Here is a 12,537-nt window from a genome sequence, read left to right as displayed (position 1 = left end):
AGCGCCTCATCCTAACAACTTGCCCGACATTGTCCAGCCGTCCATGAATCACGATTGTCAGGATCTGATCCGCATATTCAACGCCTGTTTTTCCGGCGACTACAACACCGTTCTGCTGGGTGGCGCAGCCGAGCCTGAATACCTGCCGGCGGATGAAAATCGCCCGCAACACCGAATCATTTTTACCCGTGACTATTTTCGCAGCGCCCTGCACGAGGTCGCCCACTGGTGCGTGGCCGGTGCACAGCGGCGCCAACTTGCCGACTTTGGCTATTGGTACGCGCCCGACGGCCGCAGTGCTGAGCAGCAACGGGCGTTCGAGCAGGTGGAGATCAAACCTCAGGCACTGGAACAGCTGTTCTGCGAGGCTGCAGGACACAGGTTCAGTGTCAGTCTGGATAACCTCGGAGGCGAGCCAACCGATCCGCAGCCTTTCATCAGTGCAGTGCAATGGCAGCGTAATCGATATCTGGCCACGGGTTTGCCCGAGCGTCCCGGCCGGTTTGTTCGGGCGCTGCTCGACTACTATTGTCCGAATACCAGTTTGATGCCCGGCGCCCTAAAGGAGGTGTCCAATGCGCATAGTTGCTGATGAAAATATCCCGCTGCTTGACGGCTTTTTCGGATCCTTCGGCGAGATCTGCCGCCTGCCGGGTCGGCAGATAGACAAGCAGGCGCTGGCAGGTGCGGATGTCCTGCTGGTGCGCTCGGTTACCCAGGTTTCCGCCCAGCTGCTGGCAGATACCCCGGTGCGTTTTGTCGGCACTTGTACCATTGGTACCGATCATCTGGACCTGCCGGGAATCGCTGCCGCGGGAATAACGGTTGCCAGCGCTCCCGGCTGCAATGCCCGCGGCGTGGTGGAATATGTACTCAGCTGTCTGCTGGCGTTGTCCGAGCGCACAGGTGAGCCCTGGCGCGGCAAGACGGTCGGGGTGGTCGGGGTGGGTGAGGTGGGCAGCCGGCTGGTCACCACTCTGGAGGCGCTGGGTGTGCGTTGTCTGCGTTGCGATCCACTGCTGGCCGAATCGGGAGAATCCGGGCTGGTCGATCTCGACCAGTTGATTGCCGGGGCCGATGTGGTCAGTTGCCATGTGCCGTTGACTCGCGAAGGTGGGCATCCGACCTTTCATCTGTTTGATCGATCACGCCTGCAGGCGCTGGGCAAAGGCGCCTGGCTGATCAACAGCAGCCGCGGCCCGGTAGTCGACAATCAGGCGCTGGCGCAGGTGCTGCGCTCGCGCTCGGATTTGCAGGTAGTACTGGATGTGTGGGAGCACGAGCCGGAGGTCGATCCGGACCTGGCGCACCTCTGCGCTTTGGCCACCCCGCATATTGCCGGTTATAGCCTGGACGGCAAGCTGCGCGGCACTGCGATGATTTATTCCGCTTTCTGTGATTTTCTCAATCAGCCTGCCGAACAGCAGCTGGCCGTGCTGGCGCCGCACGCGGGAGAGGCAGCCCTGCAGGTGCATTCAGGGGCGCCCGCCGAGTGGTTGCTGGCGCGCGCGCTGCGCTGGGTTTACGACGTGCGCGATGATGACGCCCGGATGCGCAGCATGCTTCGAGATGCGAACTTCCAGGCGCAACGGCGCGCCGGGTTCGACGCATTGCGCAAGCAGTATCCGCTGCGCCGCGAAGCAAGCTTGCTGCAGATCACTGGCGAAAAGGCGTTGCCCGCCGATTCACATGCCCTGCTACTGGCCGCGGGGTTTACAGTCCGATGACCGAGTTACCCAACCAGCGTTTCCGTATTGGTCTGGTTATCAACCCGTTGGCTGGGCTGGGCGGCCAGGCAGCTCTTAAGGGATCGGACAATGTCGCCGACCAGGCGCTGGCGATGGGCATCAAGCCGCTCGCCATCGAACGGGTGCGACAGGCCCTGACCGAAGTGCTCCCGTATGCCGACCGCATCGAGTTTCTCGCAGCGCCGGGCAACATGGGCGCGGTACTGGCAGATGAGATGGGGTTTGATCATCAGGTTATCGGGTCGCTGGATAGCGAGCGCACCAGTGCTGCGGACACGCGCCGCCTGGCGGTCGAGCTGGTCGGCTCGGGCATCGACCTGTTGCTGTTCGCCGGGGGTGACGGCACCGCGCGGGATATCTGCAGCGCTATCCCGCCAGGCCAACTGGTACTGGGCATTCCTGCTGGAGTGAAGATTCATTCGGGTGTGTACGCGGTCAATCCTCGTGCGGCGGGCGAGCTGGTCTCGCTGCTGGTGCGTGGCGAGCTCGTGCGCCTGGGTGAAGCCGAGGTGCGCGACATCGACGAGGAAGCGTTTCGCCAGGGCAAGGTGCGTACCCGGCATTTTGGCGAGCTCGCGATCCCCGAGGAGGGCCGCTTTGTGCAACAGGTGAAGCAGGGGGGGCGAGAAACCGAAACCCTGGTGCTCGACGATATTGCCGCCTGGCTGCAGGAAGAGGACCCGCAGATCGGCTGGATCATGGGGCCCGGTTCCACCAACCTGGGTCTGCTGGAAGCCATGGGGCTGGAGGGCACACTGCTCGGCGTGGACGTGTTGCGCGATGGGCAGCTGCTAGCGGTAGATGCGACTGAGCAGCAGCTCTGGGATCTACTGCAAGATGGCGGCGAATGGCGCATTCTGGTGACTGCTATCGGCGGCCAGGGACACATACTCGGGCGCGGCAACCAGCAGATATCCCCCCGGGTGGTGCGCGCCGCCGGGCCTGACAACCTGCTGGTGGTTGCCACCAAGACCAAGCTGAAGACCCTGAATGGCAGACCCTTCCTGCTCGACAGCGGAGACGCCGAGCTGGATCAGGAGCTCACGGGGTTGCGGCGGGTGTTGAGTGGATATCGGGAGGAGATGCTGTATCCGGCGAGTTGGCGAGCCTAGAAGAGGTCGCAAGTTAACCGCTGACCCTAAAGAAAAACCCCCGCAGCTTCAGGCTTCGGGGGTTTTTGCTTTTCAGCTTGCAGTGTCTGGCTGGCTTACCTGAAGCCCGCCGTCTTCAGCGCGGCAATGCGCTCTTCCAGCGGCGGGTGGGTCATGAACAGGGCTGCCAGGCCCTTGCGCAGGCCGCCGTTGATGCCGAAGGCGGTCATTTCTCCCGGTAGCTCGACCGGCACACCCTGCTCCGCGCGCAAATGTTCCAGTGCAGCGATCATGCTGCCGGCCCCGGCCAGTTGGGCGGCGGCCGCGTCGGCGCGGAACTCGCGCTGGCGCGAGAACCACATGACAATGATGCTGGCGAGAATGCCCAAAACAATCTCGGCAAAGATGGTCGCGATAATGAAGCCGAAGCCGGGACCGTCTTCGTTCTTGAATATTACTCGGTCAACGAAGCTGCCGATGATACGTGCGAAGAACATCACAAAGGTATTCACCACACCCTGGATTAACGTCAGCGTGACCATGTCTCCATTGGCCACGTGACCGATCTCGTGGGCCATGACTGCCTTCACTTCATTCGGGCTGAAGCGCTCGAGCATGCCCTGGGATACCGCAACAAGGGAGGCGTTGCGGTTCCATCCGGTGGCGAACGCGTTGGGCGCGCGCGACGGGAATATGGCGACCTCGGGCATGCCGATGTTGGCCTGCTTGGCCAGTGCCGCCACAGTATCGACCAGCCATTGCTCCTGGCGGTTCTGCGGCGTTTCGATTACCCGCGCGCCGGTGCCACGTTTGGCCATCCACTTGGAGAGAAAAAGGGAAATAAAGGCGCCGCCAAAACCGAACAGGGCACAGAAGATCAGCATGCCGGTCAGGTTTATACCGCCTGCGGCGTCGCGGGTACCGATGCCCAGCAAGCTGAGCGTAAGGCTGGCGACCAGCAGAATAGCGAGGTTGGTCGCCAGGAACAGAACAATGCGCATCATGAACTGCAGTCTCCTTCAAAGGATCAGGTGGATGACTGCCTCCGTCTTCCCAACGGCGGCAATAACCCGGATATTCGAGCGATAATAATGGGTGTTTTTCAGCGGCTTTCAATGGGCCGTCTGTTGCAAATCGTAATAGCGAGGGTCTGGGTGCCGACTATCGGATAAAACAGAGATGGGCCGTTTCAGCCATGCGAATGGATGAGCCGCTGGAGCGCGCATCGCGCAGCTGCTGGGCGAGTGTCGCACGTTGCCGGGCCACGCTGGCGGGCAGACTGGAATCGAGCATCTGTTCTACCGGACTGCTGAGCAGCACGAAGGCCCGCTCGGTGAGGCAGCATTGGTCAATTGCTTCCTGTCGTATTACGTCTGTATAGCGCAGGAAGCCTTCTTCGGACAGCCAGAGCATTGCACTGAAGCAGGCCTGATGCCGCGGCGCGGGAACGCCGAAGGCGTCCGGCTCGTGCTCGCCGATCAGATCCGCGACAAACAGCGTGGTCGGCCGCGGGAAGCTGTTGTACAGGCCAAGCAGGATGCCGGCAACGTCATGATAGAAATCATCGATATGCAGGTCGGCCACGCGTGTCTCCGCTGACGATAACGCTGTTACTGTCGATAATGCTTGAGGAACTTGCCGATCCGGCCGATGGCCATTTCCAGATCATCCTTGCGCGGCAACGAGACGATGCGGAAGTGATCCGGCCACGGCCAGTTGAATGCAGTACCCTGCACGACCAGGATCTTTTCCTGCAACAGCAGATCCAGCACCATTTTCTCGTCGTTGTGGATCGGATAGACCTTGGGATCGAGTTTCGGGAACAGATACAGCGCGCCCTGGGGTTTGGTGCAACTCACGCCGGGGATTTCATTCAGCAGTTCCCAGGCAATATCGCGCTGCTCAAGCAGCCGCCCACCGGGCAGAATCAGATCGTTGATGCTCTGATAACCACCCAGCGCTGTCTGGATCGCATGCTGCGCCGGCACGTTGGCGCACAGACGCATGGAGGCGAGAATATCCAGGCCTTCGATGTAGCTCTGCGCCTTGTGCTTGGCGCCGCTGATGATCAGCCAGCCGGAGCGAAAGCCGGCGATGCGATAGGACTTGGACAGGCCGTTGAACGTCAGGCAAAACAGGTCCGGGGCAACCGCAGCCACCGAATCGTGCTCGACGCCGTCATACAGGATCTTGTCGTAGATCTCGTCGGCGAACATGATCAGATCATGCTCGCGGGCAACCTGGGCCAGTTGCTCGAGCATCTCGCGGGTATACACCGCCCCGGTGGGGTTGTTGGGGTTGATCACCACGATCGCTCGGGTATTGGGGGTGATCTTGCTGCGGATATCCTCGATATCCGGATACCAGTCGGCTTGTTCGTCGCACAGGTAATGCACCGCCTTGCCACCGGAGAGACTCACGGCTGCTGTCCACAGCGGATAATCCGGCGCGGGGATCAACACTTCGTCACCATTATTGAGCAGCGCTTGCATCGCCATCACGATAAGCTCGGAAACGCCGTTGCCCAGATAGATATCCTCGATGTTCACATTCGGGATGTTCTTGGTCTGGGTGTAGTGCATGACCGCCTTGCGTGCGGAAAACAGCCCCTTGGAATCGCTGTAGCCCTGCGCCGTGGACAGGTTCAGGATGACGTCCTGGAGGATTTCCTCGGGTGCCTCGAAGCCGAACGGTGCAGGATTGCCGATGTTAAGCTTGAGGATCCGGTGGCCTTCTTCTTCAAGGCGTTTGGCGTGACGCAGAACGGGCCCGCGGATGTCATAACAGACATTGGCCAACTTGTGCGATTTGCTAACCTGCATGGTGCTTTCCTGGGGCTGTGCGAATGGGCGTAAAACCCTCATCATACGTTGTGCAGACGTGACTGGGAAAGTCCGTTATCGACCTCCCGAGGAGTAGACATGAACAAGATCACCAAGAGCGAACAGGATTGGCGCGAGCAACTCGACGCCGACCAGTACCAGGTATGCCGGCTCAAGGGAACCGAGCGCCCCTTTACCGGCGCCTACTACGCCAATACCACACCAGGCCGCTATCACTGCGTGGCCTGCGATGCCGAGTTGTTTGACAGCGAAACCCAGTTTGACGCCGGTTGCGGATGGCCGAGCTATTACGCGCCGGTGCGCGAGGAGGCGGTGACCGAAGTCGAGGATTTCAGTCATGGCATGCACCGCACGGAAGTACTCTGTGCCCGCTGCGACTCGCATCTGGGGCATGTGTTTCCCGATGGGCCGCCGCCGACCGGCCAGCGCTACTGCATCAATTCGGTCGCCCTCAGGCTCGAACCGCGGCCCTGAACCTCAACACAAGGAGCAATAGCCATGACCGATACATCGAACAGTGCGCCGCAGGGTAATGTGCTGCAGATCCCGGTGACCCGCATCGATAACCGCGAAACCACATTGGCGGAGCTTGGCGGCAAGGCCTATCTGGTGGTCAATACCGCCAGCAAATGCGGATTCACCCCGCAGTACAAAGGGCTCGAGGCGCTGTGGCAAAGCTACCGTGACCAGGGGCTGCAAGTTGCCGGATTTCCGTGCAATCAGTTCGGCGCCCAGGAGCCGGGAAGCGAGCAGGAGATCGCTGAGTTCTGCGACACAAACTACGGCGTCAGCTTCCCGCTGTTTGCCAAGGTTGAGGTTAACGGCAGTGATGCCCATCCGCTGTTCCAGAAGCTCAAGAGCGATGCTCCAGGCCTGCTTGGAAGCAAGGGGATCAAATGGAACTTCACCAAGTTTCTGATCGATGGAGAGGGCAGGGTGATCGGCCGTTATGCTCCCTCGACTGCGCCCGCTGATATGGCTGCGGACATAGAGGCATTATTGCGCTGAGAGACGGCCGGGGCGAGCGCTCAGTCTTCGGTCGGAGCGCCGGGTCCGGCTGGGGGCTCAATTCCCGCTGAAGGCTGAGTCCGTGTTGAAGGCTCCAGCCACTTGTTCATCAGTGCCTGCAGATCTTCGCGCTTGAACGGCTTGGCCAGGTAGTCGTTCATGCCGGCCTCTTCGCAGCGCTGGCGATCCTCGTGCAGCGCATTGGCAGTCAGGGCAATGATGGGGATGTCCTGCCAGCGTGGATCCGCGCGCATGCGTCGGCTGGTCTCGTAACCGTCCATAACCGGCATGTTGCAGTCCATCAGTACCAGATCGAAATCCTCCCGCTCCAACCGGGCCAGGGCCGCCTCACCCTGTTCGGCGATTTCCACCTCGTAACCCAGACGCGTCAGCATGCCCCGTGCCACCAACTGGTTAACGCTGTTGTCTTCGACCAGTAGAATGCGCTGGCCTGTAGGTGCGGGTGCACTGGAGAGGGATTCGTCGACCTCCTCGGCAAAACCCATGCAGCGATCGATTGCACCGGCCAGACGTACCCGCGGTGGCGGGCTGGCGACCTGTTCGCAGATGCCCATGCTGCGGGCTGTGTCGGCAGTCAACTGGTCAGGGTAGGGGCAGATCAGCAGCCGGGGTATGCCCGGTTGCCGGTCGCGTATGGCCTGCGCAAGACTGGCGCTGTCCAGCAGCCAGAGATCGGCGTCTCCCGGTTGCGCCTCGTGCATGGTTTCGTCGGTATATTCATTTAGCTCGCAATCGATCTTCCAATGGCGCAGCAGCTCTAGCAGTACCTGTCCCTGCAGTTTGCCGGCCCGGTTCCAGATCATCGCACGACAACGCCGAGGATACTGGTAGGTGGGCTCCGGTTGATGCAGCTTTATCGGCAGCGTAACGGTAAAAGTGCTCCCCTCGCCGTGGCGCGACTCTACCTCCAGTTCACCATCCATCGCGTCGGTCATGCTCTTGCACAGGGCTAGCCCCAGGCCGGTTCCGCCGAAACGTCGGGAAATTTGCGGATCGGCCTGGGTAAACGGCGAGAAAATACTCTTGAGGGCGTCCTGTGCAATACCGATGCCGGTATCGCGCACGGTGATACGTACCTGGTGACCGCTTGACAGTGCCGGCTCGAGGTCCAGCCGGAGGTTGACGTGGCCCTGCTCGGTAAATTTAAGCGCATTGGAAAGCAGGTTGCTGACAATTTGCCGGATGCGAGTCGGATCTCCGGTCACCAGCCCCGGCAACAAAGGATCTATGCGGCAGGTAAGCTCGACCTCACGCTTGCCGGCGTTCTGCGATAACAGGCTGGCGGTGTCCTCCAGCAGGGCGCCGAGATCGAAGGGGATCTGCTCCAGTTGCAGCTTGCCTGCTTCAAATTTGGACAGGTCGAGGATGTCGTTGAGTAGCGCGACCAGCACCTTGCCGGAGTCGTATGCGATCGTTAGTTGCTGACGCTGCTCGTTGCTCAGCGGGCTGTCGAGGGTCAGACCGATCATGCCCAGCAGCCCGTTGATCGGCGTGCGAATCTCATGGCTCATGCTGGCGAGAAAGGAGGAGCGGGCACGCGCCATGCTCAGGGCTTCCTCGCGTGAGCTTTCCAGGTCGCGATTCGAGCGACGCAGCTGGGCGTTTGTTTCCTGCAGCTCTGTGGTACGCGCCTCAACAATGATCTCCAGCTCTTCCAGATACTGGCGCAAGCGCTCCTCGGCACGCAGTTTCTGCCGCATGTTCACATCAATGCTTTGCAGCTGCCGGTTGATTACCTCGACCAGGGCGCCGATTTCGTCGCGTTCATGATCAGCAGGACAGGGCAGGCGGCTACGGTCGTCGTCCCCGGTCTTCATGTTCAGCAGGTCATCAATCAGGCGCACCAGCGGCTTGGTCAGCATGCCGTAGAACAGCACCATCAGTACCAGCGAAAGGATCAAGCTCAGAATGAACCCCGAGAGCATGGTCAGGCCCGCGCGGCGCAGGAAGTTGGCGCCCTGGTGGAACGTGTCCACCTCGATAACCAGGTATCCCAGCAATTCATTTGGAGAGTGGTTGACGTACAACGGCTGCGAATAGGTGCGGCGACGGTCGAAAAGTGCATCGCTGACGGCGCGGTAGGGGCTGCTGGCCATGGGCCGGCTGACGCTGGCCAGGGCAATCGCGTTATTGTCGATGATCTCTGCGCGGACCACCGGAGGCGCTTTCAGAAGACCATTGACCAGCTCCAGGGCGAGCTCGGTATCAATGTTATAGGCGATGCGCGAGGCGGGACCGAGGCTTACGTTGATCTGCGCGCGGACTTCCTCGTCAATCGCTGCATTCTGCGCATGGTAGTCGACTATTACCTGCACCAAGCCCAGCAACGTGCCGAGAATGAATGCAGCCAACACCCCCAGGCGGGTCTGCTTGAAGGAAAGGCGGTCGGTAAAGCGGATGTTCATTAGTGTTCTGCCGCAGTGGCCTACTGTGCATGTTAGCGCAACTCCCGCTGGAGAGTCCGCCCAGTGCATGGCATTCTCGAATTATTTGGAGACCAGTATGTCAGAAATTTCTTCGCAGCAATTCATGCAGCGCATTCTGGGTCTGGTCGATCGACTGGAAGCGGGTGTGGATGGGCGTCAGCAGGCGGTCGACTGGCAGACGGTAACGGCGGCGCGCTGGATGTCTGAAGGCGATGGCGGATGGTTGCGGCCGCTGGTCGCCAGCCAGGATATGCACCTTGCCGACCTGCTCGGGGTGGATCGCCAGAAGGCCGCATTGCAGGCCAATACGCGGCAGTTCGTCCACGGCTTGCCAGCCAACAACGCGCTGCTCTGGGGTGCCCGTGGCACCGGAAAATCCTCGCTGATCCGTGCGCTGCTGGCTGAGTATGCAGGGGAGGGCCTGCGGCTGATCGAGATCGACAAGAGTGATCTGCTGCATCTGCCTGCTCTGGTGCGTGAGATAGACGGCAAGCCCTGGCGGTTCCTGTTGTTCTGCGACGATCTGGCCTTCGAGGCGGATGACAGTGCGTACAAATCCCTGAAAACGGTGCTCGACGGAACGGTGGAAGCCGCGCCGGAAAATCTGCTTCTTTACGCGACTTCCAACCGACGTCACCTGCTACCGGAGCAGCGCAGCGACAATCTTGGAGCAAGCATGGTGGATGGCGAATTGCATCCCGGTGAGGCTATAGAGGAAAAGATCGCGCTTTCTGACCGCTTCGGGCTCTGGGTATCTTTCTATCCATTCACCCAGGAGCATTATCTGGAAGTGGTGCAGCACTGGCTGGCCGTGCTGGCTAGCGAGCACAAGCTGCAATGGCAGTGGTCCCAGGCCCTGCAGCAGCAGGCACTGCGCTGGGCGTTGTCACGCGGCAACCGTAATGGCCGCTGCGCTTATCAGTTTGCCCGGTCCTGGGTCGGCAGTCAGTTACTGGAACAACGCGACTAGCGGCTGCTCAGCCTGGCAAGCAACTGATGCTCGGCTGGCAGCAGGCTGCTCAAGCTCGATCGGGCGGTCATGCGCGCCAGCAGAGAGGACAGGCAGGGCCAGCGATCCTCATCGATCAGCTCGCCAACATGGGCCATGTTGATCAGCTGCGAGGTGACTGCGATATCCGCCATGCTCATGCGTTCGCCAAGGAAGAATGCCTTGCCGTTCAATTCATGATTGAGGTAGTTCAGCAGTGGCGGCAGGTGATCACTCAGCGCAGTTGCCACGGCCTGCTCGTCAGTCTGGTTGCCCTTGAGGGGTTCTAGGACGCGCTGGGCGAATACGGTAAATGTGGCGTGGGCCGCGAGTTCATAATCAGCGTACTTTTCCAGCCAGCGCACCCGGGCGGCCTCGGCGGGCGTCTCGCCGAAGAGTGAGATCCCGCCATAGGCCTCCTGCAGGTACTGAGCGATAACCGCCGAGTCAGCCAGTCGGAGGTCCCCATCCTGAATGGCCGGGATGCGTCCGAGCGGGCTTATGTCGAAGTACCATTCGGGCTGGCGCAAGGGCGCGACAATCACATGCTCATGGGGGATGGACTGCTCGGCCAGTTGAATGCGAATCTTGCGCACAAAGGGAGAGAGTATTGCGCCGTAAAGAGTGAGGGCCATGCAGCGGTTTCCATAAGAGTGGCAGGGCCTGTTGGGTGGCCCTGGAGGTTATCAATGGCGCTTGGTCAGTCGTCGTAGACGGCCTTCTTCTTCCATTCTTCGTCACTTATTTCCAGTTCCTGGAGTCCAGCGCTGAGTTCGCTGGAGTCGGCGGTGCTTGCCTGCTCGCTACGCACGGTCGCTTCGGAGGCCTGTTTCAACAGTTCCTTGAAACGCAGGATCTGGTCGGCAAGTGCTGGATTATTCTGCTGGTTCAGATAGGCGATAGCCCGCTCATACTGCAGCTTGGCGATGCGCGGCTTGCCTTGACGCATGCCCTGCCTGGCCAGCACTTCGAAAACCTCCAGAGACGTTGCGAGCAGGTATTGCCGAATCTGCCCCGACCACTGCTGCAGGGTCAATTGATCGATTATGCGTTCCTTGTGCGCCTGGGTCAGCAAATTGTGCAGGTTCTCGAGCATCAGGCGAGCTTCCTTGGCCTGTACCTCGCTCTCCATTTTCTGTGGAGGGTTAGCCACGGTCAGTTCCGGCTTTTTCAATTCCTGCCGGGTGCTTTCAAGCATCTGTTGGGCACGCTCGTCCTTGCGGTCAAGGCGAACCAGCTTTTCCAGCAGGCTGATTTCCAGGCCGGTCAGCAGAACCTTGAGCTCGGGGCTCATATATTGGCCAGGTAACTGGCCATTGATCGTGCGGCAGATCTTCAGTCTGGAACTCAGGTCGGCGATGGTGCGCGCGCGTTCGATCCGCGCGCGCTCGAGACCGTGACTGATAAAACCGATGCTCAGCAGGATCAGCACACCCCCTGCCACAAGCAAACCTATGAGTAACGGAGACATGGTCAATCTCTCTTGTTCGATCTTTGGCACGCAGTGGATGTTGCCAGAGGTGCCCCGGAGCGCCCCCATGCCTGGGATTGCCGGTTCGTTTCGCAGCCGTATCCCTGTGCTGCCTGAAAATGTGTTGATAGCTATCAGACATTAACCGAATAGCGTTTCAGGGTCATCCAACTATTGTCAGGTTGCAACAAGATTTTTCGTCGCCGTTCGGGCAAAAGACTGGGTGATTTCTCCCCGGATCCGAATCTGCGGTGGATGCAAACCTTGCATGGCGTTTGCCCCTGCGAGCTCCGGCTGGCTGCTAAGCCTAAACCAGCGGTCTCGACGCCGAGGCGCGTGACGGTAGCCGAGAGTTGTGGATCGCAATGCATCGGCGCAGCCTGGGATACGCTGTGCTGGCTATTACACTACCTCTCGCTGCGTGGGTTCTCGTGGTCCTGCTCTGACTCTGTACGCGCCCTCTGGCGGCTTGAGCGCCGGCCGCGTTCCAGAGCGGTTGGCCGGGAAGGGCCGGGGTGAGGAAATAAACTTGAAAAAGATGGACTTGGGGGTTGACGATAATTCAGTGCATGCCTAAAATGCGCGCCACTTGCAGCGAACAATTCGAAGCAGGTGAGCCGGGGTTAACACCCTGGTGAGAGAAGTCCGGGTATGTCCCCTTCGTCTAGTGGCCTAGGACACCGCCCTTTCACGGCGGTAACAGGGGTTCGAGTCCCCTAGGGGACGCCATTCGGCGTCAGATTTTGCGGGAATAGCTCAGTTGGTAGAGCACGACCTTGCCAAGGTCGGGGTCGCGAGTTCGAGTCTCGTTTCCCGCTCCATATGTAACAGGAAAACCGCTTAACGGCGGTTTTTTTGTGCCTGAGATTTGTCTATTTGCAAAGCCGGGCTGCACCTCGATCAGCGGTGTCTGGAGGGTCGAGTTCCACCTCGACCATGCG

12 protein-coding genes and 2 tRNA genes are annotated in these 12,537 nt (G+C 60.1%); 8 read left to right on the top strand and 6 right to left on the bottom strand.

Going from position 1 to position 12,537, the window contains the following annotated elements; genetic code table 11:
• The first annotated feature begins 43 nt into the window (after positions 1 to 43).
• Genes ABYA88_RS06480 through ABYA88_RS06470 form a run of 3 tightly spaced genes read left to right on the top strand, consistent with a single transcriptional unit; the run spans position 44 to position 2,860 of the window.
• Positions 44 to 592 carry an elongation factor P hydroxylase gene (locus ABYA88_RS06480; RefSeq protein WP_373186160.1) on the top strand — a complete coding sequence of 183 codons (549 nt, stop codon included), beginning with the start codon at positions 44 to 46 and terminating at the stop codon, positions 590 to 592.
• A complete protein-coding gene (pdxB, locus tag ABYA88_RS06475; protein ID WP_373186159.1) occupies positions 576 to 1,727 on the top strand; it encodes a 4-phosphoerythronate dehydrogenase PdxB in 1,152 nt (383 codons plus the stop codon). Before ABYA88_RS06480 ends, pdxB begins: the two co-directional genes overlap by 17 nt.
• The gene (locus tag ABYA88_RS06470; protein ID WP_373186158.1) at positions 1,724 to 2,860 is read left to right on the top strand and encodes an ATP-NAD kinase family protein; all 1,137 of its coding nucleotides are present in this window, start codon (positions 1,724 to 1,726) and stop codon (positions 2,858 to 2,860) included. The genes pdxB and ABYA88_RS06470 overlap by 4 nt, the downstream gene beginning before the upstream one ends.
• Before the next feature lie 95 nt (positions 2,861 to 2,955).
• Here ABYA88_RS06470 and htpX read toward each other — a convergent pair whose 3' ends face one another.
• The 3 genes from htpX to ABYA88_RS06455 all read right to left on the bottom strand — a co-directional run bounded on the left by htpX (position 2,956) and on the right by ABYA88_RS06455 (position 5,661).
• Positions 2,956 to 3,843: a protease HtpX gene (gene htpX / locus ABYA88_RS06465; RefSeq protein ID WP_373186156.1), complete on the bottom strand. Its 888-nt coding sequence runs from the start codon at positions 3,841 to 3,843 to the stop codon at positions 2,956 to 2,958.
• A 157-nt stretch (positions 3,844 to 4,000) separates the two neighbouring features.
• On the bottom strand, positions 4,001 to 4,423 hold the full coding sequence (locus tag ABYA88_RS06460; protein ID WP_373186155.1) for a hypothetical protein: 423 nt from the start codon (positions 4,421 to 4,423) through the stop codon (positions 4,001 to 4,003).
• Between the two features lie 26 nt (positions 4,424 to 4,449).
• Positions 4,450 to 5,661: a pyridoxal phosphate-dependent aminotransferase gene (locus ABYA88_RS06455; protein WP_373186154.1), complete on the bottom strand. Its 1,212-nt coding sequence runs from the start codon at positions 5,659 to 5,661 to the stop codon at positions 4,450 to 4,452.
• Positions 5,662 to 5,760: 99 nt separating this feature from the next.
• On the opposite strand from ABYA88_RS06455, the gene msrB reads away from it, so the two are divergent.
• Together msrB and ABYA88_RS06445 are read left to right on the top strand one after the other, a co-directional pair.
• A complete protein-coding gene (gene msrB / locus ABYA88_RS06450) occupies positions 5,761 to 6,156 on the top strand; it encodes a peptide-methionine (R)-S-oxide reductase MsrB (RefSeq protein ID WP_373186152.1) in 396 nt (131 codons plus the stop codon).
• 24 nt (positions 6,157 to 6,180) lie between these two features.
• Entirely contained in the window at positions 6,181 to 6,690 is a 510-nt protein-coding gene (locus ABYA88_RS06445) for a glutathione peroxidase (protein WP_373186151.1), read from the top strand.
• A gap of 20 nt (positions 6,691 to 6,710) precedes the next feature.
• Here ABYA88_RS06445 and ABYA88_RS06440 read toward each other — a convergent pair whose 3' ends face one another.
• Positions 6,711 to 9,116: an ATP-binding protein gene (locus ABYA88_RS06440; RefSeq protein ID WP_373186150.1), complete on the bottom strand. Its 2,406-nt coding sequence runs from the start codon at positions 9,114 to 9,116 to the stop codon at positions 6,711 to 6,713.
• Positions 9,117 to 9,213: 97 nt separating this feature from the next.
• On the opposite strand from ABYA88_RS06440, the gene ABYA88_RS06435 reads away from it, so the two are divergent.
• On the top strand, positions 9,214 to 10,107 hold the full coding sequence (locus ABYA88_RS06435; protein WP_373186148.1) for an ATP-binding protein: 894 nt from the start codon (positions 9,214 to 9,216) through the stop codon (positions 10,105 to 10,107).
• On the opposite strand, the gene ABYA88_RS06430 is transcribed toward ABYA88_RS06435, so the two are convergent.
• Both ABYA88_RS06430 and ABYA88_RS06425 read right to left on the bottom strand, forming a co-directional pair.
• Complete coding sequence (locus ABYA88_RS06430; protein WP_373186147.1) at positions 10,104 to 10,760, bottom strand: glutathione S-transferase family protein; 657 nt, start codon at positions 10,758 to 10,760, stop codon at positions 10,104 to 10,106. The two genes, ABYA88_RS06435 and ABYA88_RS06430, sit on opposite strands and share 4 nt — an antisense overlap.
• Positions 10,761 to 10,825: 65 nt before the next feature.
• Positions 10,826 to 11,596 carry a hypothetical protein gene (locus ABYA88_RS06425; RefSeq protein WP_373186146.1) on the bottom strand — a complete coding sequence of 257 codons (771 nt, stop codon included), beginning with the start codon at positions 11,594 to 11,596 and terminating at the stop codon, positions 10,826 to 10,828.
• 653 nt (positions 11,597 to 12,249) lie between these two features.
• Here ABYA88_RS06425 and ABYA88_RS06420 point away from each other — a divergent pair.
• A tRNA-Glu gene (locus ABYA88_RS06420) sits at positions 12,250 to 12,325 on the top strand.
• 16 nt (positions 12,326 to 12,341) lie between these two features.
• Positions 12,342 to 12,417: transfer RNA gene (locus tag ABYA88_RS06415), tRNA-Gly, on the top strand.
• The last annotated feature ends 120 nt before the right edge of the window (positions 12,418 to 12,537 follow it).

It is taken from the genome of Halopseudomonas sp. (genome assembly GCF_041579695.1).
In the GTDB taxonomy this organism is placed as follows: Bacteria; Pseudomonadota; Gammaproteobacteria; order Pseudomonadales; family Pseudomonadaceae; genus Halopseudomonas.
Note: the sequence above shows the minus strand (reverse complement) of the source record. Positions and strands in the feature narration are given on the sequence as shown.